18 protein-coding genes are annotated in these 25,613 nt (G+C 62.6%); 7 read left to right on the forward strand and 11 right to left on the reverse strand.

All coding sequences use genetic code 11. The annotated features are described in order from the left end of the window. Both COLINT_RS05425 and COLINT_RS05430 read left to right on the forward strand, forming a co-directional pair. On the forward strand, positions 1-1,821 hold a 1,821-nt coding region (locus COLINT_RS05425), incomplete at its 5' end, for a class I SAM-dependent methyltransferase (RefSeq protein ID WP_006723421.1). Positions 1,822-1,946: 125 nt separating this feature from the next. Continuing rightward, the gene (locus tag COLINT_RS05430) at positions 1,947-3,983 is read left to right on the forward strand and encodes a KUP/HAK/KT family potassium transporter (RefSeq protein ID WP_039910387.1); all 2,037 of its coding nucleotides are present in this window, start codon (positions 1,947-1,949) and stop codon (positions 3,981-3,983) included. Between the two features lie 137 nt (positions 3,984-4,120). On the opposite strand, the gene COLINT_RS05435 is transcribed toward COLINT_RS05430, so the two are convergent. Next, the gene (locus COLINT_RS05435) at positions 4,121-4,912 is read right to left on the reverse strand and encodes a nitroreductase family protein (protein ID WP_006723423.1); all 792 of its coding nucleotides are present in this window, start codon (positions 4,910-4,912) and stop codon (positions 4,121-4,123) included. Between the two features lie 218 nt (positions 4,913-5,130). Between COLINT_RS05435 and COLINT_RS05440 the strand changes: the two genes are divergently transcribed. Continuing rightward, complete coding sequence (locus tag COLINT_RS05440; RefSeq protein ID WP_006723424.1) at positions 5,131-7,488, forward strand: LTA synthase family protein; 2,358 nt, start codon at positions 5,131-5,133, stop codon at positions 7,486-7,488. Between the two features lie 294 nt (positions 7,489-7,782). Here COLINT_RS05440 and COLINT_RS05445 read toward each other — a convergent pair whose 3' ends face one another. Next, the gene (locus COLINT_RS05445) at positions 7,783-8,583 is read right to left on the reverse strand and encodes a tyrosine-protein phosphatase (RefSeq protein ID WP_050750542.1); all 801 of its coding nucleotides are present in this window, start codon (positions 8,581-8,583) and stop codon (positions 7,783-7,785) included. Positions 8,584-8,807: 224 nt separating this feature from the next. Here COLINT_RS05445 and COLINT_RS05450 point away from each other — a divergent pair, with 224 nt between their 5' ends. Continuing rightward, the gene (locus tag COLINT_RS05450; protein WP_156780335.1) at positions 8,808-9,311 is read left to right on the forward strand and encodes a helix-turn-helix domain-containing protein; all 504 of its coding nucleotides are present in this window, start codon (positions 8,808-8,810) and stop codon (positions 9,309-9,311) included. A 23-nt stretch (positions 9,312-9,334) separates the two neighbouring features. Beyond that, on the forward strand, positions 9,335-10,162 hold the full coding sequence (locus COLINT_RS05455) for an IS3 family transposase (protein WP_084743359.1): 828 nt from the start codon (positions 9,335-9,337) through the stop codon (positions 10,160-10,162). Positions 10,163-10,326: 164 nt separating this feature from the next. Here COLINT_RS05455 and COLINT_RS05460 read toward each other — a convergent pair whose 3' ends face one another. From COLINT_RS05460 to COLINT_RS05500, 9 genes are all read right to left on the reverse strand, one after another. Further along, positions 10,327-11,028, reverse strand: a complete 702-nt coding sequence (locus COLINT_RS05460; RefSeq protein WP_169302871.1) for an ABC-2 transporter permease — start codon at positions 11,026-11,028, stop codon at positions 10,327-10,329. Between the two features lie 5 nt (positions 11,029-11,033). Beyond that, complete coding sequence (locus tag COLINT_RS05465) at positions 11,034-11,990, reverse strand: ABC transporter ATP-binding protein (protein ID WP_050750543.1); 957 nt, start codon at positions 11,988-11,990, stop codon at positions 11,034-11,036. Between the two features lie 2 nt (positions 11,991-11,992). Continuing rightward, complete coding sequence (locus COLINT_RS05470) at positions 11,993-12,370, reverse strand: GntR family transcriptional regulator (RefSeq protein ID WP_006723431.1); 378 nt, start codon at positions 12,368-12,370, stop codon at positions 11,993-11,995. Between the two features lie 274 nt (positions 12,371-12,644). Further along, entirely contained in the window at positions 12,645-13,091 is a 447-nt protein-coding gene (locus COLINT_RS05475; RefSeq protein WP_006723432.1) for a GatB/YqeY domain-containing protein, read from the reverse strand. A 21-nt stretch (positions 13,092-13,112) separates the two neighbouring features. After that, on the reverse strand, positions 13,113-14,318 hold the full coding sequence (locus COLINT_RS05480) for a peptidylprolyl isomerase (protein WP_006723433.1): 1,206 nt from the start codon (positions 14,316-14,318) through the stop codon (positions 13,113-13,115). A 261-nt stretch (positions 14,319-14,579) separates the two neighbouring features. After that, on the reverse strand, positions 14,580-19,271 hold the full coding sequence (locus COLINT_RS05485; protein WP_233418350.1) for a discoidin domain-containing protein: 4,692 nt from the start codon (positions 19,269-19,271) through the stop codon (positions 14,580-14,582). A gap of 459 nt (positions 19,272-19,730) precedes the next feature. Next, positions 19,731-20,477: a phosphoribosylglycinamide formyltransferase gene (purN, locus tag COLINT_RS05490; RefSeq protein ID WP_006723437.1), complete on the reverse strand. Its 747-nt coding sequence runs from the start codon at positions 20,475-20,477 to the stop codon at positions 19,731-19,733. Beyond that, positions 20,467-21,573 carry a phosphoribosylformylglycinamidine cyclo-ligase gene (gene purM, locus COLINT_RS05495; RefSeq protein WP_006723438.1) on the reverse strand — a complete coding sequence of 369 codons (1,107 nt, stop codon included), beginning with the start codon at positions 21,571-21,573 and terminating at the stop codon, positions 20,467-20,469. The genes purN and purM overlap by 11 nt, the downstream gene beginning before the upstream one ends. Positions 21,574-21,749: 176 nt before the next feature. Then, positions 21,750-23,399 carry an amidophosphoribosyltransferase gene (locus COLINT_RS05500; protein ID WP_039910388.1) on the reverse strand — a complete coding sequence of 550 codons (1,650 nt, stop codon included), beginning with the start codon at positions 23,397-23,399 and terminating at the stop codon, positions 21,750-21,752. Between the two features lie 336 nt (positions 23,400-23,735). Between COLINT_RS05500 and COLINT_RS05505 the strand changes: the two genes are divergently transcribed. After that, on the forward strand, positions 23,736-24,161 hold the full coding sequence (locus tag COLINT_RS05505; protein ID WP_006723440.1) for a hypothetical protein: 426 nt from the start codon (positions 23,736-23,738) through the stop codon (positions 24,159-24,161). Positions 24,162-24,179: 18 nt separating this feature from the next. Then, the gene (locus tag COLINT_RS05510) at positions 24,180-25,415 is read left to right on the forward strand and encodes a cysteine desulfurase family protein (protein ID WP_006723441.1); all 1,236 of its coding nucleotides are present in this window, start codon (positions 24,180-24,182) and stop codon (positions 25,413-25,415) included. Positions 25,416-25,613 lie beyond the last annotated feature (198 nt).

The following is a 25,613-nucleotide window of genomic DNA, read 5'->3' on the forward strand; positions in this document are numbered from 1 at the left end:
CACGACGCTGCCACATGGCGCGAACTCCTCAACGAGGCCGATCGCCGCGCCGAGCTCGCAAAGGGCCGCGTCGCCCGCATCGTCGCCACCGACCCGTCCGGAGACGCCGTCGCCTGCGCGCGCCGCATCCTCAAAGCCGCCGGCCTCGCCGACCGCGTGATCTTTGCCCAACCCGACCTCGACAAGATCTCGCGCAAACTCATGATGTCCGCATGCTGCGGCGGAGAGCCGCGCGGCTTCGTCTTCCTCGACACCACCGAGACCGCCATTTCCAAGATGTCCCGCGTGCTCGACCTCGCCACGAGCCTGCACGCCGGCGCCTGTGGGGCCGACCCCGTCCGCGCCATGCTGAGCACCATGCCCACCGTGGCCCTCACCCGCGATGACCTGCTCATCCGTGCACTCGGCGAGCCCGCGCGCTCCCTGCGCGTCATGCCGAACAACGAAGAAGCCGAGCTCGCCGTCTTTTCGGCGGCAAACGGCGCAATCAGCGCCGGAGAGGGCAACGTGGCCGCCGAGGACTCCATGCCCGCGGAAGACGCCATCGAATCCAGCGTCGCCCCCTCCCCCGCCACCACCCTCATCGACCTGGGCGACGGCAAGCCCTGCGCCGTCCTCATCCCCGAGTCCGAGCAGTTTGCCCGCCGCCTGCGCAAGGTCGCAAAGCTGCGCCGCAAGTGGGCTCAGCGCGAAGGCGTGACTTGCTACCGCGTCTACGACGCGGACCTGCCCGACTACTCCGCGGCCATCGACCTGTACGAGGGCAGCGCCACAACGCCCGGGCGCTGGCTCGTCATCGCCGAATACGCCGCACCGCGCGAGGTCGATCCCGCCCTGGCCGAGGCGCGCCTGCTCGACATCCTCACACTCGCTCCGCGCATCCTGCAGGTCGACCCCGACAACGTCTTTGCCAAGGCGCGCATCCGCTCGCGCGGCGGCTCTCAGTACGGCAAGCAGGCCGGCGGCCCCAACCCCGGCAAGGGCGGCAAGCCCCGCGGCACCCGCGGCGGCTCGGCATCCAACCGCCCCAGCCAGGGCGCGAGCTCGGGCACCCCATCCGACATCCGCACCCGCAGGCTCCCCCTCATCGAGGAGGGCGGCCTCACCTTCGCCGTCAACTTCAACGATTACCTGGATACGGGCATCTTCCTGGACCACCGCATCACCCGCGGCCTCGTGCGCGAGCACGCCCGCGGCAAGCGCTTCTTCCTCAACCTGTTCGCCTACACCGGCACCGCGACCTGCTATGCGGCCGATGCAGGCGTGGAGGAAACCGTCACCGTCGACCTCTCCAACACCTACCTGGACTGGGCCGAGCGCAACATGGAGCAAAACGGCTTTGTCGGCCCCGACCATCACTACGTGCGCGCCGACGTCATGAGCTGGATCCGCGATATGAGGCAGACCCGCAACCGCTGGGACCTGATCTTCTGCGATCCGCCCACCTTCTCCAACTCCAGCAAGATGGGCCGCCGCACCTGGGACGTCCAGCGCGACCACGTCGAGCTGCTCGTCGGCTTGTCGCGCCTGCTCTCCCGCGAGGGCGAGGCGATCTTCTCGTGCAACCTGCGCACGTTCCGCCCCGATATTGAAGAGTTGGCGCGCGCCGGCGTGGTCCTCACCGACATCACGGACGAGACCATCCCCGAGGACTTTGCCCGCAATAAGAAGATCCACCATTGCTACCTGGTCAAGCGCTACACGTCCGAAGAAGCCATGCGCCGGATCGGCATGAGCGAGGATGCAATTCGCGAGCGCACGCGCGAGTTGCGCGAGGCTTCCGCGCGAAAACCTGCCGACACAAAGCGTTTCCGCAGGTAGAGGCATATAGCCTACGCCCTGCGTACAGCCTATAATGGCTGGAACGTTAGATGGCATGCATATGCCTCTCGGCGCGCTGGGGGAAGGCCGGCGCCGGGTCATCTTCGCCAAGGAGCAATACCGCAATGGCACACTCAACTGAATCATCCGAGCACGGGCACGGTTCTGCCGCGATCCCGGTAAGCATCGGCGCGATGCTCGTCACCCTGGGCGTCGTGTACGGCGACATCGGCACGTCGCCCATGTACGTCACCAAGGCGCTGCTTGCGGGCCAGGGCGGCATCATGACCGTGACCGAGGAGTTCATCCTCGGCGCGCTCTCGCTCGTCATCTGGACGGTCACGCTGCTGACCACCGTCAAGTACGTGCTCGTCTCCCTCAAGGCCGACAACCACGGCGAGGGCGGCATCTTCGCGCTCTACAGCATCGTGCGCAAATACGGCAAATGGCTGATCGTGCCCGCCATGCTCGGCGGCGCCGCGCTTCTGGCCGACGGCATCCTCACCCCTGCGGTGACCATCACCACGGCCATCGAGGGCCTGCGCACCATCCCCGCCGTGCACGACATTATGGGCGACAACCAGATGAACGTCGTGGTCATCACGCTCATCATCGTGTGCCTGCTGTTCGCGGTGCAGCGCGTGGGCACTTCCAAGATCGGCCATGCCTTCGGCCCGGTCATGACGTTTTGGTTCCTGTTCCTCGGCGGCGCGGGTCTCATCTACGTGCTCGGCAACCCTGTTGTCTTGCTCGCGTTCAACCCGCTGCGCGGCATCAGCTTCCTGCTGTCTCCCAACAACCATGCCGGCATCATGATCTTGGGTAGCTGCTTCCTCGCCACCACCGGTGCCGAGGCCCTCTACTCCGACATGGGCCACGTCGGCCGCGGCAACATCTACGCCACTTGGCCCTTCGTCAAGATCTGCCTCATCCTGTCCTACCTCGGCCAGGGCGCTTGGCTGCTCGCCAACGCCGGCAACCCCGAGCTCGCCCTCATCGAGGACCTCAACCCGTTCTTCCAGATGCTGCCCGAGATGGTCCGCCCGTTCGGCGTCGTCCTCTCCACCTGCGCCGCGATCATCGCGAGCCAGGCACTCGTGACCGGCGCGTTCTCGCTCGTGTCCGAGGCCAGCCGCCTCGACCTCATGCCCCACATGCAGATCTTCTACCCCGCCGAGACCAAGGGCCAGCTCTACATCCCCATGGTCAACAACGTCATGTGGGTCGGCTGCGTTATCGTCGTGCTGCTGTTCCAGAGCTCTGCTCACATGGAGGCCGCCTACGGCCTGGCCATCACCATCACGATGATCTGCACCTCAGTGCTGCTCTTCTTCTACCTGCACGGCGTGCGCGAGATGAAGGTCTTCCCCTGGGCCTTCGTCATCTTCTTCGTCGCGCTTGAGGGCTTCTTCTTCGTGTCCTCCCTCACCAAGTTCTTCCATGGCGGCTACTTCACCATCCTGATGGCCGCACTCATCATGGGCGTCATGGTCAGCTGGTACAACGGCAGCCGCGTCGAGCGCCGCCAGTACACGATGCTCCCTGTGCGCAAGTACATCGACCAGCTCGACCGCCTGCGCAACGACTCGCACTACGAGACGCTCTGCGACAACCTGGTCTACCTCACCAACAGCAAGTCGACCGACATGCTCGACCGTGACATCCTGTACTCAATCTTCGATAAGCACCCCAAGCGCGCCCGCGCCTACTGGTTCCTGAACGTCGAGGTCACCGATGAGCCGCACACCTTCGAGTACTCCGTCGAGAACTACGGCACCGACTTTGTGTACCGCGTGCACCTCTACCTGGGCTACAAGGTCAACCAGCGCGTGAACGCCTACCTACGCCAGATCGTTTCCGACCTGTCCGCGTCCGGTGAGCTGCCGCCGCAGGTGCACGATTACTCCGTGTATGACAAGCCCGGCGTGATCGGTTCCTTCCGCTTCTGCCTGATCCGAAAGACGCTTGCGCCCGAGTCCGACGTCGAGCAGCGTGAGCGCCACGCCATCGCGATGAAGTACGCGATCCGCCGCTTCGCCGGTTCTCCGGTGCAGTGGTTCGGCCTGGAGAACTCCAGCGTGTTCTACGAGTACGTGCCGCTGTTCACCAAGTTCAAGCCGGTCGACCGCATCGCGCGCGTGGCCGTGGAGGAGCGCTGCTAACGAGCGCCTCCGCAATCTCGCTGAATGTCAAAAAGACCCATCCGCGCGGATGGGTCTTTTTTGTTTGTGCATGCCAAGACGTTCGCCGTGAAAACCGAGGCCCCAGCGGGGCCCCGAGCATCACGCTTAAGATGTTTCTACCAGCTCTTTCCAAGCCAATTCCGAAGCCACAAGTCCATCGACCGGCTCATCTCGGCCATGAAGTCGCTCGTGTGCTTGCGCGTGTAGATGTCGCGCACACGCGCCCCGGGCTCCGTCGCGTGAGGGCGGAACATCGCGTCCATCTCGGCGATTTGAGCGTCCATTGTCGGAGCGTCGGCGCGACGATAGCGCTCCTCCATCACAAGGTTGACGGTCGGATGCGGGGTTGCCGGACGCTCCTTCTTAGGAGTCCCAAGGATGAGCATTCTCAAGGGCACGGTGTGCTCGGGCAAATCCAGAAGGTCACGCACCTCCTCGGCGTTCTCGATGATGTCGCCTATGTAGCAGGTGCCCAGCCCCACCGCCTCGGCGGCAATTGCCGCATTCTGTGCCGCGATCACCGCGTCCTGCGCCGCGATTCCAAAATCGCCCAGACCGGGATGCGGGCGGGCAGCGCAGCCAGATTCGGTCGCGAATTCCTCGGTCAAGCATCCCGCGTGCTCAAACAGGTCGATCCACTTGCAGTAGTCCACCACAAACACCAGCGCCCACGGCGCCTTGGAGATCATCGGCTGATTGTCGCAAAGCACCGCGAGGCGATCTCGCGTCGCCTGCTCGCGAATATCGATAATCGAATACATCATCATCGCCCCGGCGCTTGGGGCCCTACTCGCAGCATGGAGCACGGCCTCCCGTTGTTCGGCCGTGATTTCCACCGTCAAGTCGAACTGCCGCGTCGAGCTCCTGCGCTCGATGCAGTCGAGCACCGCGTTTCCCGTCATTCCCATTTACCGCCGTCCTTAAGCATCGGTTACGCTTCTTGGCCCATTCTATGGAAACAACGGATACCTGCAGCTTATCGACTAAATCTCGACAATCCGTGGGTAGTATGTTCCCTTGTCGCCTTCCGCGCGTAGCACATGTTTATCAAGGCCGGGTAAGCGCTGTCCAGGATTTGGGCACGCCGCCTGCTTCAACATCCGTTGAGCGAAGAAGAGGTTGTCGTATGTTCACTGCCATCGTATCCATCGCGGGGCTTATCGCCTCCGCCTACTTAGGCCGTCGGGAGCTCACCCGTCGCAAGGAATCGGGTGATCGCTCCGGCATGGGCTGGGGCATCACGTTCTGCATCATGCAGGCCATTGCCGTCGCGCTGGGCTTTCTTGGCATGGCGCCCGACGACATCCTCTCCCCCATCATCCTGAACGCTGTGCTCACCGCCTGCGCTTGGGCCTCTTTCGCGCGTGACATCACCTGGGCGCGCATCGAATCCTACATGCGTTTCGGTGACGAACTTGCCGCTCGCACCTTCCGACCCGACTGCGGCGCATGCGACAAGTACGATGCGTGCGCACATCGCATCACCCGCGACGAGGACCTCTCCCGCATCGGTCGCCTGGGCCGCAAGCTGCGCGGCCGCGTCCACGAGCTCCGCATCGCGCTGCACCGCCCCACCGCGGTCTGCGTGATGCTGCTCTTGCTCGCCGGACTGTTCGCCATGCTCGGACTCGAAACCCCCTCCAACCATGACCTCACCTGGTGCTACCCGCTGTGCATTCTGCTTGAGTGGGCACTCATCACCGCCGTCATGGTCGGCCTGTTCTACCTGTTCCAGCGTCGCGGTGGCGCCCCGGCGTTCGTCGCCTTCCTGTGCTGGGGCATCGGTATGGCGCAGTTCTTCGTCATCACGTTCAAGTCCATGCCCATCCAGCCCGCCGACCTCTCCGCCCTGGGCACTGCTGCCGCGGTGAGCGGCGGCTTCACCTACATCTTCAGCGCGTTCGGCCTGTACGGCATGACCTTCCTGGCCATCTCCATGCTGCTGTGCTCGCTCGCCGGCGTCTTCCGCCCCGAGCCCGCCAAGCGCAACCGCCGCCTCTTCCTCACCAACCTGTTGATCGGTGCCCTGTGCCTCGTTGGCGTTGGTGCCCACGTCACGCTCATCGACTACTACAACACCCTCAACATCACCGTGTACACCTGGCGCCCGCTCGAGAGCTACTACCGCCAGGGCTTCATCCCCACGTTCATCTCCTCCGCGCAGACCATCAAGCCGCCCGTGCCCAAAGACTACGATATGGCCAAGGCCGAAAAGCTCGAGAAGAAGCTCGCCGGCGAGTACGACGAGACTGCCGGCAAGACCCAGCAGCGCACCGATGCCGAGGCCCAATTCGCCAAGGAAAAGCCCACGGTTATCGCCATCATGAACGAGACGTTCTCCGACCTCTCCATCTACCAGAACATGCATGCCGGCTACAACGGCCCGCAGTTCTTCAAGAACCTCCCCGACACCCTCTCGCGCGGCACCCTCTACGTGAGCGCGTACGGCGGCGGCACCTGCAACACCGAGTTCGAGTTCCTCACTGGCAACTCAATGTCCTACCTTGGGTCGGGCGTGTATCCCTACACGATCTACGACCTGCTCGACACCAAGAATCTCGCCGAGCAGTTCAAGGATCTGGGCTACACCACCACGGCCATGCACCCCAACCATGGCACTAACTGGAACCGCGAGAACGTCTACTCCGGCTTCGGCTTCGATCGCTTCATGACAATCAACGACTTCCAGGATGCCGAGAAGCTCCGCGGCATGGTGTCCGACGCCGCCACCTACGACAAGATCCTCGAGATGCTCGAGTCCGACTCCGCGCCTCAGTTCATCTTCGACGTGACCATGCAGAACCACTCCGGCTATGACACCGGCCTGCTCCCGCCCGACAAGCTGAACAACTACCTGATCGACGGTGCGGTGAACAACGAGGTCAACGAGTATCTGTCCCTCATTGAGGAATCCGACCGCGCGCTCAAGGACTTCGTTGGCAAGCTGCGCAAGCTCGATCGCCCCGTCGTGCTCGTGTTCTTTGGCGACCACCAGCCGTTCTTCCCCGACAAGTACAACAACCGCTGGTTCACCAATGAGGATAAGGCCGAGCACAACATGCGCCTGTGGACCACCGACTACCTCATCTGGGCGAACTACGATGTCGCCGGCAACGACCAGGACAGCCATGTGGACAACCTCTCCACCAATTACCTGGGCACCGAGATGATGAACATCATCGGAGCTCCGCTCAACGACTACCAGAAGGCCCAGCTCACCCTGCGCAGCGCGCTGCCCGCCATCAACACCACCGGCTACCTTGACGCCACCGGCACCATCTACCTGTCCAGCGTCAAGGAGGATGAGAGCGGCGGAGATGCCCAGACTTCGCTGCAAAAGGCACTGCAGGCGCGCTCCGAGTACGCCACGATTCAGTACTACGAGCTCTTTGGCGACGGCAAGGATGTGTACACCAAGCTTCGCCAGAGCGCCGCGAACGAGACCGACCCGAACCTCGCGCCCGGTACGACGCAGATCAAGTAACCCGAGCGAAAGGTCAAGAGGCAAGCGCTCGGCCCGCTTCTGAATATCATGACGTCAAAACCCCTGCATGCGATCAAAACATGCAGGGGTTTTGCATATGATTGCCGTCTCCGTTTTTCACTTGAGGGACTTTTGGTAATTACTTTCCGACCTTGCCCGGTAGACAACCCCAACGACAAAATAAACCCGCAGGTCGGGCGCCCAACTTCTCACCCGCTACTTCACGGTTTCGATTTCTAATTACCAAAAGTCCCATTCATGAACTATCCGACACGCCGCACCCCCACCAAGCGATCAACCAAACCTCAGCCGATGCGCAATCCGGTCGAGCACGGCGACGGGCACCTCGGCGTGACCCTCCAGATACTCCCGGACCGTTCCGTAGCGCTCGTGCAGATGCTCAAGCGTCAATTCCATCTCGGCGGGAATCGCCTCGAACAGGCAACGAGGAGCGCGACGGCACAAAAGCGCAGAAACAGCCACGCGCTGAGCACGCAGCCCCCGTCCGAGATACCGCTGCGTAGCCGCATAGTCCGCAACGATGTCCCCATCCGAAACCCCAGCGAGTCCCAGCAGCAACATCGCCACAACGCCCGTCCGGTCTTTGCCCGCCCGACAATGAAACAGCGTGCAGCCATCCTGCCCAAAGGCGTCAATCGACTCCATCACGCGTCGGATGCTCGAAGCGTGATTGTCGAGCAGCCCCTTGTACACCGTCGACATGCGATCCGGCAGTGCGTCACGAAACTTTCCCGAATTGAGCTGGTCGAGCATCTGAACATGCACGTACGTCACACCGTCTCGACCGCGGGCATAAGGATCGGGCCAATGACCAACCTCAAAATCGCTGCGCAAATCGACAACGCACTTCAGACCCTCTCCGTACTCCTGCAGATATTCATAGTCTCCAGGCGTCAATTTGCGAAGAGACGGGCCGCGAAGAAAGATGCCATATTCTGTTTCCCCTTGCGAGCCGTCCTCCGCCCTATACGCATACCCGCCCAAATCGCGCACGTTTCTCACGCGAGCAAGCGGAAGCTGCTGGGGGCCGGCGGAATGAACTGCGGCATCGCGCCGCTCAGTTGCAATTACCATATGCGCCAATCCACCTTGCGAATCGAAGCTCTCATACACTGGATTTTGCCATGCGGTTTGTACACTACATCGTATCGCTCGGTGTTCGCCACTTGCTTACGCAACGCTTACGGCATCCCGCTCTGCCTCGAAATGCCCGAATCGCCAAAACAAAGGGGCGGATACTGAACTGCCTCCCATTTCTTGGACTGGAAAATAAAGTCCTCGAGATGGGAGGTTTTTCCATGACGATCTACGACAGGTCGGTGAGGGAGCGGGCCTGCGGGCTCTTCGAACGCGGGCTCGGGCACGAGGCCGCCGCCGCGAGGCTGGGGATACCGCTGAAGGCTGTGAGACAATGGCACCTCACGTACCGCGCCGTCGGGAGGGATGCGCTGCTGGACATGGGGAGCCACAGGACGTACGACTACGAGACCAAGGTCGCCGCGGCGAGCGCCGTCATCGACGGCGGGATGTCGATGCCCGAGGCGATGGGGCGCTTCGGGGTCGCGAGCATCTCGCCACTCAAGAGCTGGTGCCGCCTGTACCGCGAGGGCGGCGCCGACGCGCTGAGGCCGAAGCCCAAGGGCCGGCCGAGGGGCTCGGGCGCGAAGGCCGCGCCCCCGACGCGCGAGGAGGAGCTCGAGCGCGAGGTCCGCAGGCTCGAGGCCCAGGTGGCGTACCTAAAAAAATCGATAGCCCTGAAGGCGGAGCTCGGCTTGCCGCTCGGGACCGGGCGGCGGCCGTAGCCGCGCTTTCGGGGCGCTTCCCCCTGGCCGACCTGCTGGCGGCGGCGTCGCTGCCCAGGTCGACCTACTACTACGCGCTGTCGCACCCCAAGGGGCCCACCAGGCCTGAACTGCGCCCCAGGGTCGCCGAGATCTTCGGCAGGCTCCCCAACGGGGTCGGCCACAGGCAGATAGCCATGGAGCTGAGGGCCGTCGACGGCGAGCGCGTGGCGGACAAGACGGTGCTCAAGATGATGCGCGAGATGGGGCTCAGGTGCGGGATCCGCCGCGAGACCGACTACCACAGGTACAACTCCTACAGGGGCGTCGTCGGCGAGACCTTCGAGAACGTTCTCGGCCGCGACTTCGCGGCGGACGGCCCGTGGCGGAAGATGGGCACCGACGTCACCGAGTTCAGGCTCTCTTTCGGCAGGGCCTACCTCGCGCCCGTCTACGACTTCGGGAGCAGGGAGATCGTGGCGTGGTCGATCTCGCGGAGCCCGGACCTCGCGCAGCAGAGGGAGATGCTCGACGGGCTCGCGGAGGCCATGCCGGAGGGCGCGGAGCCCGTCATGCAGATGGACATGGGCTGGCAGTACCAGCACGCCGACTTCGTGGGCGCGCTGCGCGGCCTCGGCATCGTCCAGAGCATGTCCAGGAAGGGAAACTGCCTGGACAACGCATGCACGGAGGGGATGTTCGGCCACCTGAAGGACGAGTTCCTCCGCGGGCGCGACTGGGACACGTTCGAGGAGTTCAAGGCGGACCTGGAGGACTACATCCACCACTGGAACAACGTGAGGCGCCAGGTCAAGCTGAAGGGCCTGACCCCGGTGGAGTTCCGGGAGCAGGCCCTTCGGGGGGCCGCTTAGCGGTTATGATTTATCGCGTCCAAGTTTCGGGGCGCAGTTCAATACCATTGCACCCGCCCCGCTCTCTCAAATTGAAGATGGTCCCTGGATGAAGATGATCCCCGAATTGAACGTTTGGCGTTGGGGCAGTCCCCGAATTGAGACTGTTTGGCATTTGCGCACCCTTACAGGTCGCGCGCCTTATACACCCGCAGAGAGACCAGCGCGCTCACGATATAGCACACCACACCGAAGATCAAAGCGCCCATGGCAAACGACGTCAGGCCCTCAGGCGTTTCCGCGAATGAAAGCGCCTGTTGCATGGCCATAATGGCCTCCTCGCCCATAAAGCCGCCCACCATTAACGGCGCGACTCCCAAGAACATCATGATGAAGGGCAGCCACTGCGTCGCCTTGGTCTGGCCGAATTTGAAGAACACCGGCATGGATACCGATGCGATCACAAACCCCATGGCACTGCAGAACGCAAGGGCGAACACCCCCGCCTGAATCATATCCGCATCGAGGCGCACCACGTTGGCGACCACCTCGGGAAGTAGCGAAGCCCCGCCCATCCAGGACAGCAGGCACGCCGCTACGGCAACGAGCAGCGACGCGATCAGCGTGCCCGCCAGCACGAACAGATAGCGACCCAACACCACATCTCTGCGCGACACAGGCATGGTCAACCTAAACGCAGCCCAAGCGTTTTGCTCGTCGTAATGACTCGCGCTATTTGACAGGCTGAACATCCCCATCATGAAAATGATGCCCGGCAACATGGAAGTGCTGCCCACGCCTACCGTGAAACACACCGCCATGAACAAGATGCTGAACGCCAGCTGCCTGAGGTATTGCCCAAACACCGTGAACTCCATCTTGAGCATGCGCATCATCGCGCATCACCGCCTTCCTGGGCGCCGTCACGCGGATGCAGGACCGTGCCCTTGAGGACGAGCGCCATGTAGTCGTCAATCGACACGCGGTCACATGGGATCTGCGGGAACGCGCGCATGAACTCAAAACGATCGGGAACGAGCAGGTCTACGCCATAGTCGTGATGCAAAACGCGCACCTCCATAGGTGCCTGCGCGCTCGCCAGCACCTGCTCGACCTCCGCCGCACGGCACCGCGCCACCCCCATGAGGTCGCAGATTTCGTCCTTGTCGCAGGCAAACACGATGCGCCCGTCATCGATACACACCACCGTATCGGCGATCTTGTCGAGGTCGCTCGTGATATGGCTGCTCATCAGAATCGCATGCTGCGGGTTTCCCGCGGCATCCTCCACCGCCACAAACTCGCGCAGCATGTCGAGCACCCCATCGCGTGCCATGGGGTCGAGCCCGGCGGTCGCCTCGTCCAAGATGAGCACCTGCGGGTTGTGCGCCAGGGCGCAGGCCAGGCTCAACTTCATGCCCATACCGCGAGAAAGCTCTTTAATCGCCTTCTTCGAATCGAGCTTGAACCGATGAAGATACTCTTCGAACACGCGCGCGTCCCAGGTCTGATACGCGCGGTCCATAAGCTTGCCGACCTCGGCGATCTTGATATGCGGCGGCATCGAAACGGTGTCGAACACCACGCCGACGCGCTCCTTCACCGCGGCGTCGGCACCGGACAGCCCGTGCGCATCGACACCCAAGATTCGGGCATCGCCCGCATCGATACCGATGATGCCAAGCAGGGCCTTGATGGTCGTTGATTTACCCGCGCCATTCTGCCCGATAAAGCCCACGATTTGCCCCGGTTCCACCGTGAGGGATACACCCTGTAGTGTGAAGCCGTCGTAATGCTTGGTGATATTGCGAACGTCGATAAGAGGCGCGCCCACTCGTGATGAAGTCATAGCTAGTCGTCACTCTCCAAAAGGGTCCTCATCATCTCGATGAGCTCCTCATCGCCCAAATCGAGCGCCCTACCAGCTTCGATGGCCTGGAGCAGGCGCTCCTCGATCTCGCGCAGGCGTTCCTCGCGCAGGATCTCGGCGTTGCCGCCGGCGACAAAACTTCCCTTGCCCTGCACCGTCTCGATGAAGCCTTGCGCCTCCAAGTCCGCGTAGGCGCGCTTGGTGGTGATGGCGCTCACACGCAGGCTGTTGGCAAGCGCGCGAATCGAGGGAAGCTGCTCACCCGCCGTCAGGTCACCAGCCATGATCTGACCCTTGACCTGTCGGACAATCTGCTCGTAAATGGGCTGGTTGCTCGAATTCGAAATAATGATTTCCACGAATCACTGTCCCTTTCCCGTCTGCGCCTTGGGCGTCCCCGCGGCGCCAAGGTCGCCCCAGACGTCATGGTGCGACCAGACCGAGCATACTGTGTATACTCGATAAGTACAGTATATACACACTTATACACAGTGCAAGATAATTTTGCCTCAATGAGAGAGGGCGGCAAGATACTCGTCTTGCCGCCCTCCGGACAACGCCGTGCGCAACCCGCACTGCTATGTGTAATTTGCACCCGTCCCCAATTGCACATCCCAATTGGGTCCAATCGGGTTAAGACAGGCGCGAGCCAACCTCCTTGGCGGCGGCGGGCTTGTCGAAGTTGCCGTTCGTCGCGGCAGTGAGAGCGCCCATCACGCGGCCCATGTCCTTCTTGGACGTGGCACCCAGCTCGGCGATCGTCTTCTCGACCAGTGCCACGAGCTCATCGCCGGAAACCTGCTGCGGAAGCAGGCTCTCGAGCACCGCCACCTGCTCGCGCAGGCTCTCGGTGCGCTCGGCATTGTTGCCGGCCTTCTCGGACATCTCGAGCGTCTCGTTGGTCTGCTTGAGCGTGCGCTTGATCTGGGCGGTCACCTCTTCCTCGGTGATCTCGTGCGCGCCGCCGCGAGAGGCGGCGTTCTTCAGCTCACCCAGCACCAGGCGTGCAACGCCCAGGCGGACCTTGTCCTTTGCCTTCATGGCGGCGACCATCTCGGCATGCAGCTCTTCGTACGTCATGGGATGCCTCCTCACATCCGCCTACTTGGCGGAGTCGTCCTTCTTCTCAGATGCCTTCTTCATGTCCACGTTGTAGGGCACGTTCTCGGGCATGGGGTTGATCTTGATCTCGGCCTTCTCGGTGTAGTCGGTCAGCCACTCGCCATAGGCCGTGGCCACCGCCTGAGACTCGAGCATGTCGGAAACATACGTGCGAATACCCTCAGGCACCTCGTCGAGAGAGGTCACGGCCTGAACCTCGAACAGCTCCGTGCACTTGATGATGTGGTAGCCGTAGGTGGTCTTCACCAGCCCGCTGACCTGGTCGACGCCGAGCTTGGAAAGGGCGTCCTGGTACTCGGGCACAAACGTGGTGAGCTTGTCCCAGCCCACATCGCCACCCTTGTCGGCGGAAGAATCCTCGGAGTACTTCTTTGCGGCCTTGGCGAACTCGATCTCACCAGCGTTGATCTGGTCGAGCACCTTCTGGGCCTCAGCCTCAACCTTTGCGCGCTGCTCATCGGTGGCGTCCTCGGCGACCTTGAACAGGATGTGCGAGGAGCGGCGGGCGCCGTTGTAGGTGGAGAGGTTCTCGTTGAGATAGGTAATGATCTCCTCATCCGAGGGCTTCTCGGCGGGCGCGACCTCGTCCTTGAGCTTCTGCTGGGCCAAGGAGCTCTTGATGTTCTCCAGGTACGTATCCTTGGTAAAACCAACCTGCTCGATCATCTCGACGAATGCCTTCTCGTCGCCGCCGTAGTTCTTCACGGCGTCCTTCCAGGCTTTGTCGAGGTCCTCCTGGGAGACGGTGATCCCGTACTCCTTCTCGGCCTCGACCAGCAGGTACTGGCGGGCGATGCCGTCGATGACGTTCTCACGGTAGGACTCGGGCGTAAGGCCCTGGCTCGCGAGGTAGGCGGCCCAATCGGCGTCCTTGTCGTAGGAACCCGTGCGCAGGCTCATGATCTGGTTGGTGACGGTGTCCTCCTTGATGTTGACGCCGTTCACCGTGGCGGCCACACCGCCGGTGAGCTCATAGGGCTCTTCCTTGTTGACCTCGTTGAGCACGCCAGAGCACGCCATGGCGGTCACAGACAGGAGCATGGCGAGGATGCCGATGGCCACGAGCACGATCTTGGCGGTTTTGGAGAGCTTCTCCTTACGTGCCTCCTTCACCTGGCGCTTTGTGGGAGCCGCCTCGGGCTCGGGCGCGCGCTTGATCTTGGCGCTCTTCTTATTCACTGCCATAACGAGGGCCTTCCTTCACTTGTGACGGGCCGCGCAGTGCGGCTCTTGTACACGCATATCGTTGTATTGTCTCACACCGCATCGCCAGGCGTCTCTTCGCCGAGTCGGTTTTTGGCATATGAGTGCCGTTCGCACACGTATGTTTCGCGCGAGGACGCCGAGCCACGAACGAACCATGGCCCCGGCGCCCGTCATCGATTGCCTCGACAAGAAGCGCCCGCGCACCCCAAGGGCACGCGGGCGACCTCTCACTAGACGATGCTACTTGCCGGAGCGGCGGCGCAGCACGATGCCCGCGATAACCGCGATTGCGGCAACCAGGCCGACGCCGACGACGGCCACCATGGTGTTGTCTCCCGTCTGGGGCAGACCGCCGTTGGGCTTAACCGTCGCACCGGGGCGCTCGGACTCACCGGGCTTTCCAGGCTGCTCGGGGTTCCCGGGCTGCTCGGGGTTCCCGGGCTGTTCGGGCTGCCCGGGCTTGTTGTCCTCGCCGGGATTGGGACCCGGGTTGGGAGCGGCCTCCTCGTCAAGGCGAAGCGCGGCCACGCTACGAGCAACCTCTGCCTCGAGGCCGTGGACGGTGTTCACATCCCCGTCTGCCGCGGTGATGGCATCCTCGGCGGCTGCAATCGCCTTCGTCAGGTCCTTCCACGTTGAATCGGAGAAGGTATCGTGCTTGCAGGGGCCATCCTTCTTGATCTGCTTCGCAGAGGCGACCATGGCCTGCAGACCCTCGAAATCGCCCTTGGCGTCCGCATCGGAAAGCCCGATCTCGGCAGCGCTGCCAAAGTTGCCCTTGGCCGCGGTGATCACCAGGCGCACGATCTTCGCCTCAACACGGTCGAAGGAAATCGTCTTCACCTCGGCGTTATCGGCGAGCTTGCCCTCGGCGACCTTCTCGAAAGACGTGCCGTCCTTAGACACCTCAACCTTGTAGCCGGTCACAACGCCGTTGCCGCCATCGGGACGCGGCGTGTACACCAGGCCATTGACGGCCATAGGCTCACCGTTCTTGGCCTTCAGATCAAACGTATAGGGGAGCTTGGCGTTCTCGTTGCCCCACTTCGAATGCCACTTCGTGTTCACATCACCGTCGATGGCCTTCGCGGCCTCCTCGCCGCCCTGCTCGCTGTTGGCCTCGGCCTTGAGGGTCGTGCGGTCGATCAGGCTCAGGTCGCCGGCGGCCTTGAGCTCAAGGCCGTTCAGCGCGTTTACAATAGCCTGCTCGTGTCCATCGACAACCCCCTGCATCGAAGCCGGCAGGTCGCGGCGGACCCACGTCCAAGCGGCCTTCAGCTCAGCGACGGACTGCTCGGTGAACATGTCCTCGAGCTCCTTGGAGTCGAGAAGCTGCGCATATGCGTCGATGCGGCAGTAGTCGGCCTTCGCATAATCGACCTGCTCGATCTCCCCGTTGATCTTGGCCAGCAGGGTATCGACCTCGGCCTGCGCCGGGTTGTACTGCTTAAGAAGCTCGCGGGCCTGGGAAATCAGCGCGCGCAGGTTAGCTGCGTCCATGGAGCGAGTGCCATTTCCCTGCTCGGCGAGGATGGCCTCGGCGTTGAGGATCGCGTACTCGAGATCCATAGTCTTGCTGAATTCCGTTCCCTCGGGCAGTTGGCCGCCCAGACGGACATCGTCCACGTAGCCCTCGAACGCGCGGGCGGTCGATCCGATGCGCTGAACGGGGAGCATGAGGGTGGCCTTGAGCGGCTTGCCCTCGACGGTTTCGTCATCGCCAAGCGTGTCGACGAGCGTGCCGTTCACGTACAGCGAAGCCTGCTCGAACTTATTCTTGATCTCGAGCTCGACCCACTCGTTCACGGGCAGGGTGTAGTTGAAGGAATAGGCGCGGTTCTCGCGGGTAAAGCCAACCTTACCGGTGCCCTCCTGAACGGCCATGATCGAACCGTAATCGGATTCGAACAGGACCTGCGGATCCACGGAGGCGCTGGTGCGCTTCACCTTCACGCGAAGGTCGTTGCCCAGGCCAACGGTCGTGAGAGCGTCGTCCTTGACAGACGCGAAAGACTCGCCGCCGTTAAGCTTGAGGGCCTTTTTGCCATCGACGTCCTCGATAGCGGCGTTCTTGCCCGCCACGAGGTCGCGGCCGAGCTCGGAGGAATCCTTCAGAGAGTCCATCGCCCAATGGGCGACAACACCGTTCTTATCGGCGGAAACCTCGTACCCAAAGTCGACATTCGGGGAGTCGCCCAGCTTGGAGACAACAGCCTTGGCGCCAGCCGTGTCAAGCTTGCCCTTGCCCCAGGAGTTGGCAGCAAAGAGGCCGAGCGAATGGTCGATGCGGTCGTAGATGTCGTACTCGGAAACACCGTTCTCCAGATAGTCGCACATGTCGTTCCACACGGCATAGGCGCCGCCGACCATCTGCGGATCGCCCGCCGGAATAGCCACGCCGCTGATGGAGTTCAGCTGATCGGTATAGGCCGCATCGCCAAGGTAGTCGTAGTAGTAGCCGGCGTTCGGCACGATGTAGAAAACGCCGTCCTGGCAGTCGATCAGGTCGAAGCCGAGCTCGTACATCTTCTTGAGATCGGCCCAACCAGGGTTCCACAGGTTCATCTCGCGACGATGCTTGCCGTCCTCGGACACGCCCTTGACCTCGACATCGCCCTTGATGGTGCTCAACGAACCCCACACGCGGGCCTTCTTGCCGTTGTCCTCGCTGTACTTGAACATGTCGTTCACAAATTTGCGGTACGCGTTTCCATCCGCGGTGTACTCGTCGGCGCCCACGTGAATCGTGTCCGCGCCAGCAAACACGGCTGCGTCGCCGCCCTTGACGTACTCATCAAAGATGCCGCTCACGAACTTGAAGCACTCGTCGTACTGCTTGGCGATATCCAGGTGATCGTTCTGACGACCGCTCGTACCATGGCGCAGGTCCGGACGGACCTTGGTGAGAGCCAGGGAGTGGGCGGGGGTATCGATCTCGGGGATGATGTTCACGCCGAGAGCCTTGGACTCCTCGATATAGGCCTTGAAGTCCTTCTTGCTGTACCAAACGTCCTTCGCGGTCAGATCGGCCTGGTTCTTGCCGTTGTTGCCACCCTTCTTGACGTCGGACTCGAGACGGAACGCCGAGTAGGCCTGGAAAACATCCTCGTTCTTGTAGTGCTCAAGCGGAATGAGGTTGTCGTTCAGGTGAATCTGGAAGTCGTTCATCTTGTAGAACGACATCTGCTTGGTCATCTGCTTCAGCCAGTCGAGGGTGAAGGTCTTGCGTCCCACGTCCAGGATGATGCCGCGCACCCTGTAGAGCGGGTAGTCGCGGGCCGTGCCGAGCGGGAAGGAGCCGGAACCGGACTTCATGCCCTGCAGGATCGTCTTGCCGCCCCAGTTGGCACCGGCAACGGCCTCGGCCGTCACGGTCATCCGATCCGCGGTTACGTCGAGCAGGTATCCCTCATCCTTGAGCCCCTTGGCCTTATCGGCGCCGAGGGTAAAGAAGATGTCGCCCTTCTGGGCAGAGGTGCCCGTGGCAACCTGAAGCCTCACGCCGGTCAGGGCCTGGTAGTCGTTGGCGAAGTCCTCCGCCATGGCCTTGAGCGAGGCATCTCCGTACACAACACGCTCCGCCGTGGAGGCGGCAAAGCTGCCGCTGCCGCCGACCCACTCGCGGAACTCGGGCAGGACAACGGGGGCCGCGTTGGCACCAGTGGCCGTCATGCTACCCGGGACCTTGACGTCAAACTCCTTGAAAGCATAGTCGGAAGGATCCGTCTTGCTGGAAATCTTGAAGGACGCCTTGACCGTGACATCGCAGATCGGGCGGTAAATCGTGCCGTCGGCATCGATGACCTGCTCGTAGTCCGTACCGTTGTACTTGATCTCATAGCCCTCGGGAACCGCGGGCAGATCGTAGGAGAGCATCTTGGTCTCGGGCGTCACGGGATCGACAGTGACCTCGGAAAGCCAGTCATCAAGCGTCTTCTCCAGGTCGCCTCCATACACCTCGAGCTCGTGCATCGAGATGTTATCCCACTCGACTCCCCCGTCCGGATCGAGCGCGTCCCAATCCTCAACGAGCACGCGGACATAACGTGCCTTCACGGCCTTCTCCAGAGAAACGGTCTGCGTCTTCTTCGAAGGGCGCCCCGTCTCCTTGGCCGTGGTCCACTCGCTGTCCTTGGCTGGAGCGGATTCTCCGTCCGCATATTGGAACTTCACGCTCTTGGGCTTACGAGTCTCCCAATACACACGGAAGGTCTTCACATCACGCGTAGAACCGAAATCGAGCTGGATCCAAGCCGGGCGGGCTCCAGTCTTGGTCGCCCACCGAGATTCGCGGGCAGAAGTATCCCCATCGATCGCCTTCTCGCCCGTAAGGTTTCCGTCCTCGTTGCTAGAAGTGGCGACTTTGGCCTTGCGCGCGATGTTGGTCTCGGGAGTCTGCTGCTCAGGCGCAGGGTTCGGAGCCTCTCCCGCGATATTCCAAACCTCGAGCTCGGCCACGGACACGCCATACGCGCCGTTCATACGCGTAATCTCGAGCTTGATGAACTGGGCATCGACGGGAGCATCAAGCTTGAGGCGAGTGACGGCCCCTTTGCTGCCCTTCCACTCCTTGATCGGTGCGCCCCAGCTCTTCTTGTCCTTGCTCGCATACAGCTTGAAATCGGCGCCGCAGTTGGTCTCATCTTCCCAAGTGATCTCGAAAAAATTGACCTTCTCGACCTTCTGTAGGTCCACGATTGCGGAATGGGCGTCGGTCGCGGGGGCCTCGGTCATCCAACGACCGGCCTTCGTCTTGTCACCATCGACCAGCCTTTTAGCGCTCCCTTCGTGCTCTCTTGTCACCTCAACCGATTTATTGAGGGCCAAATTGACCTCGTCGGCGTGCGCCGCCTGGGCAGGCAGGGCAATCGCAGCGGCGCACAGCAGCAATAGGCACCGAGCGGTCACCCTCTTCCAGCGCTGCATCTTCATATACATCCCCTTCCATTCGACAAAACCCCCGCTCGGCCCCTTGGAAGCTGGAGCCCCCGAGCATGGATTTGCCTACTGTAAACGTGTGCTGGTTGGGATGCTGAGCTCATTTCATACAGCTATATTCTATATTTCAATATTTTTATGCATGTATATCTGGTATTTTACCGAAAAGACCAGTTTTGTTAACAAGTGGTACACCTGTACGTTTATGCATCAGACAAGACAATTGCCCTATATTTAATACCTATTATTTCAGTATGTTAGGCTCGCATTTTTTCATTTTCCCACCTTTCCCCTTGGCTTAACTCCCCGCCGAACGGCGCGGGTTCGTCGGCGAACGGAATGAAAAAAGGGTGCGGCGAGCCTCAAAAGCCGCCGCACCCCATGGCGCGATATGTATGAAGCGCAGCGAAACGAGCTGCAAGGCGCAATGCGAAACGCATCGCGCTCGGCCCGCTACGCGAGTGACCGGACCTCGACCGTGAGGTTCTCCCTCACATGCACGCGCCCGTCGGCCAGCATCTGCACGACCTCCGGATACAACACGTGCTCGATGGCGTGGATATGCTCCTCAAGCGTGTCCACATCCCAATCCTCCTCGACCACGAGGGCGCGCTGGGCGATGATCGGACCCATGTCGTACACGGCGTTGGCGATGTGCACGGTCACGCCGGTCACCTTCACGCCGCGGTCGAACGCATCCTGGATACCGTGCGCACCCTGGAAACTGGGCAGGAGCGCGGGATGGATGTTGATCACGCGGTTGGGGAACGTGGCGAGCAGCGGGGCGTGAACCATGCGCATGTAACCGGCCATAACCACGTACTCGCAGCCTGTCGCAAGCAGCTCATGGGCAATGACCTCGTCTGCCTGAATCGGATCGGCGTAGATCTCCTTGGACAGCGTGAGCGTCTGGATGCCCGCTGCCTCGGCGCGCTTAAGACCAAAGGCAGAGGGGCGGCTGCCCACAACGAGCTTGATCTCGGCATTGAGCACACCGGCGTCGATGGCGTCGATCAGCGCCTGCAGGTTGGTGCCGGAACCAGAGAGCAACACGCCGATGGGCAGCGGCGCGCGATCCTCGCGAGCAAGGGCTGCGCGGATATCCTGCAGCTCGTTGATATCGGGCATGCCAGAAACGCGGGCAGCCGCCGCGACCTCTGCCACGGCGGCGTCCAGGGACTGTTCGTCCTTACTGCTCATCGGTGTACTTCACCTCGCCGGAGCCCGCGATGCAGGTGCCCACGCGGAACGGCTTCTCACCCATGGCGACGAGAGCCTCGGTCACGGCGGACTCGTCCTCGGCGGAAACGATCAGCATCAGGCCGACGCCCATGTTGAAGGTCTTGCAGGCCTCGTTGGGCGTGAGCTCGGCGTTCTCGGACACATAGGTAATGACGGCGGGAATATCCCAACCCATCTTGGAGCCGTCGCGCTCCACGAGCGCGTCGACGTTGGCGGGCAGGGCGCGGTTGAGGTTCTCGGTGATGCCGCCGCCGGTGATGTGGGCAATGGCGTGAACGTGTTTGCCGGCCTCGCCGCGGAGCAGCTCGAGGATGGGCTTCACATAGATGCGGGTCGGGGCAAGCAGGCCGTCGGCCAGGGACAGACCGGGGGCGAGCTCGATGGACTCGAGCTCGGCCTTCTTAGCCTCGGCCTCGGGGGTACCGGGAACGATGCCGTCGACACCGATGACCTTGCGGACCAGCGAGTAGCCGTTGGAGTGCACGCCGGTGGAAGGCAGGCCGATGATGACATCGCCTTCACGCACGTTGGCGGGGTCGATCATCTTGGGGCGATCGACAACACCCACGGTGAAGCCGGCCAGATCGTAGTCGTCCGGACGCATGACGCCGGGATGCTCGGCCATCTCGCCGCCCACGAGCGCGCAACCCGCGAGCTTGCAGCCGTCGGCCACGCCCTTGACGATCTTGGCCATGTGCTCGGCCTCGATATGGCCGATGGCGACGTAATCGAGGAAGAACAGCGGCTCGGCGCCGGAGGCGAGGATGTCGTTCACGCACATGGCAACGAGATCCTGGCCGACCGTCTCGTGGCGGTCGAGGATCTGGGCGAGCACGAGCTTGGTGCCCACGCCGTCAGTTCCGGAGATGAGGATCGGGTCCTCCATGTCCTTGAGCGCGGCGGCGGAGAACAGGCCACCGAAGCCACCGATGCCGCCGATGACCTCGGGGCGGTTGGTCTCCTTGACCATCTGCTTGATCGCGTCGACCGCGCGGCCGCCCTCGGCGGTATCGACGCCGGCGTCCTCGTACGTTACGTGCTTGCTCTCGGCCATGTGAGGTTCCTTTCGACCCAGGGAATTCCTAGTACAGCATGATAGCAGGGCCAACGTCTCATTTGGGGACAGGTACCAATTGAGACGCCGATGCAGCACCACCCCGCCACCCCGGCACGAAAAACGCCCCCGGCGCCGAAGCGCCGAGGGCGGATAAATCGCACGTTGGAACGCGGTTACTCGCCGTGAGCCTCTTCCCAGCTACGGTCCTCGGCCTTGTCGACAACGCAGCGACCGGTGATGGGCTCGAGCTTGCTGAGGTTGCGCGGGGCATAGCCCTCGATGAACTTGTCACGGCCGAAGCTCTCCGGAATCGCAACCGGATACTCGCCGGTGAAGCACGCGGTGCAGTAGCCGCCCTTGGGAACGCACTCGAGCAGCGCATCCACGGACAGGAACGCAAGCGTGTCGGCGCCGATGAACTCGCAAACCTCCTCGACGGATTTGGTCGCGGAGATGAGCTGACTCTGCTCGCCGGTGTCCACGCCGTAGAAGCACGGCCAGACATCCTCCGGGCAGTTGATGCGGATGTGAATCTCCTTGGCGCCGGCCTGACGCAGCATGCGCACGAGCTGGACCATAGTGGTGCCGCGAACGATGGAGTCGTCCACGACCACGATGCGCTTGCCCTCGATCACATCCTTGAGCGGGTTGAGCTTGAGACGCACGCCCATGGCGCGCAGCTCCTGCGTGGGCTCGATGAAGGTACGGGCCACGTAGCGGTTCTTGATGAGGCCGGTGCCGTAGGGAATGCCGCTCTCAAAAGCGTAGCCCTCGGCCGAAGGCAGGCCGGAGTCGGGCGTACCGATGACCATGTCGGCCTCGACCGGGCACTCGAGCGCCAGCTTGCGACCCATGTCGTAACGGCAGGCGTAGATGGACTTGCCGTCCACGATGGAGTCGGGACGGGCAAAGTAGACCTGCTCGAAGATGCAGTGCGCGCTCTTCTCGGCGGCGGGCACGCCCTGCTCGGACACGAGGCCCTCGGCGCTGATGCGCAGGATCTCGCCAGGGCGGATATCGCGCACATACTCGGCGCCGACAATGTCGAGCGCACAGGTCTCGGAGGCAACAACCCAGCCGGCGGTGGAGGCCACGACTGCGTCGCCCACGAGGTCCTCGGCGGAGGCGGCGTCGCTGGGCATGGCGGAGGCAGCCGCGGCGGCATCGGCGGCGGCCACGCCCTCGTCGTCGGTCAAGCGGCCGAGCACGAGCGGACGGACGCCGTGCGGATCGCGGAAGGCGTACAGCGCCTCCTCATTGATGAGCGCCATGGCGTAACCACCGCGGATAAGCTCCATCGTCTTGCGAATGCCCTCGCGCAGATGATGCGTCTCCTGGGTGAAGTAGCTGATGAGCTTGAGGGCGACCTCGGAATCGGAGCTCGAGTTGAAGGGTACGCCGAGCTCGATCAGCTGGCGACGCAGCTCATCGGTATTCACCAGGGTGCCGTTGTGGGCGAGGGCCACGATGACCTCGCCGATGGTGGAAAGGTGGGGCTGGGAGGCCTCCCAGCTCTTGGCGCCAGCGGTGCCGTAACGCACGTGGCCGATGGCCAGCTGGCCCTTGAGGGCGTTGATGTCGGCGTTGGAGAACACACGGCTCACCAGGCCGAGGTCCTTGCGGACCATGACGGTGCCGCCGTCGCCCACGGCGATGCCGGCGGACTCCTGACCACGGTGCTGCAGCGCGCGCAGGCCGAAGTAGGTCAGTCGAGCGACGTCGCGGTCGGGCGCCCAAACGCCGAACACGCCGCACTCGTCATGCGGATGGTCGGTGTCGGAATCGAACGCGGTGAATTCGGACAGATCGGCGTCAAAAGACATGCGAGTTCCCCTCTTGGTTGCCATACACGGCCATACGGTGAAAATTATACGCGCGCATCGTGCGTACCAAATGTACACGCTGAATCGACACGGCTTTGCAAAGAAACACACCCCGGTCTCAGCCCGGGGAACTCAATTCAGGGACAGTCCCCAAATTGAGGTCCCCGACGCACCGTGCCGCCGCGAGCGGCCCCAAATAGGGTCTCTCCCTAAATTGAGACTTGACCGGGCATGGTGGAGTAATGAAAAGGGCGCGCTTCGGCGTAAAGCCAGGCGCGCAAGGCAGACGTTGACCATACAATTGCGTTATCGAACCCGCTATTCAACGAGGTGTTCATGGACGAGCAGACATCCCAGCCGCGCCCCGTCATCGGAGGGACGCGCAAGCACATGGGGGTCGCCACGAGCGACCCGACCTACCTGCCGCCTGTGGACAACCCCAACGCACCCACATCGGACCGCAAAGCGCGCGTCCCCGTGCGCAAGGTTTCGTACGGCAGCGGGGGCTCCGCCCAAAACGGCATCCCCTCGGGCCAATCGCCCTCGCGCATCCCGGTCGCCAGCCCAACGCTGCAGGTCCGCACGTACGAAGGTGGCGGCAATATCTCCCCGAGACGCAACTACATCTCAACGCCCAAAAAAGGACGCGCCATCTTCACCTCCCGCCAGGACCGCCAGCGCAGGCGAATCAAGATCGCCCTCGGGATCATGATCGTTGCCGCGATCGCCCTCGCCCTGTTCTGGTTCTTCGTTCTGCGCTAAGAGATTCGACCCTCGCCCATGACCGACATCATGCCCTACATCTATGCCGACAACGCGGCCACCACGCCGCTCTCGCCTCGCGCGCTCGAAGCCATGACGCCCCATCTCACCCGCTCGTTCGGCAACCCGAGCGGAATCCACCGCATGGCGCGCGAAGCCGCCGTCGCGCTCGGAGAGGCACGCGGCACCATGGCCCGCCTCCTTGGCGCCGAGCATGCCGGCGAGATTTACTTCACCAGTGGCGGCTCGGAATCCGACAACTGGATCCTGCGCGGAGCCGTGCGCCGCTTCCGCGACGCATATGGCGAACGTGCCGTCCCCCACATCTTGACCAGCGCAATCGAGCACCACGCCATCCTGCACTGTTGTCAGGCCCTTGAGGCCGAAGGCGTTCGCGTCACATATCTGCCGGTCGACGCGCAGGGCCGCGTTCACCCCTCCGAGCTTGAACGCGCACTTGAAGAACATGACGCGCGCGAAGCGGCAGCCGGCACGAACGCCCCTGCGGCGCTCGTCTCCATCATGCTCGCCAACAACGAGGTCGGCACCATCGAGCCCATCGCCGAGCTCGCCCAGATCGCGCACGCGCACGGTGCGCCCATCCACACCGACGCGGTGCAGGCCGTGGGACACATCCCCGTCGACGTGCAGGACCTCGACGTCGACGCGCTCTCGCTCTCCGGCCACAAGTTTCATGGGCCGCGCGGCATTGGCACCCTGTACCTGCGCGAGGGCTTTTCCATCCCGCCGCTCATCGCCGGCGGCGCCCAGGAGCGCGGCGAGCGGGCGGGCACCGAGAACCTCGCCGGCATCGTCGGCATGGCAACGGCGCTTGAGGAGGCGTGCGAGCACCTCGCGGCCGACATGACACGCATTTCCACCTTGCGCGACGCGCTCATCGACCATCTCTTGGAGCACGTCGACGGCATCCGCCTCACCGGCGCGCCCATCGCCGCAGGTCTCGACGGCCGCCTTCCTTCAATTGCATCCTTCACATGCGACGACGTCGATGGCGAACTGCTCGTGGTCTTGCTTGACCGAGCAGGCGTTGCGGCCGCCACGGGCTCGGCCTGCTCAACCGGCTCCACCGAACCGTCGCACGTCCTCACCGCAATGGGCATCGATGCCACGACGGCACGCGGCGCCCTGCGTCTTTCCCTCGCAAGCAACGCTACCGCCGAAGACATCGCCCTGCTCAGCGAACGCATTCCCACTTGCGTCCGCAAAGCGCGCCTCATCAGCTCCACGCGGTAACGGACCGTCCCTGAATAACGGTCCTCCACCCGTCGACCCACTCATATCATCAGGCGCCAAAGCTCCTCCCAGCCGACCCAACCGCGTCGCAAGGCGAATGACCGCGTCGCAGGACAAGTTCGATGAGGTTTTTCGTATCCATTTTGAGTTTTCATGAGTACGGGGGCATTTCGACCAAACTCGACTTGCGCTTTTTAT

Source organism: Collinsella intestinalis DSM 13280, from assembly GCF_000156175.1.
Taxonomy (GTDB): Bacteria; Actinomycetota; Coriobacteriia; order Coriobacteriales; family Coriobacteriaceae; genus Collinsella; species Collinsella intestinalis.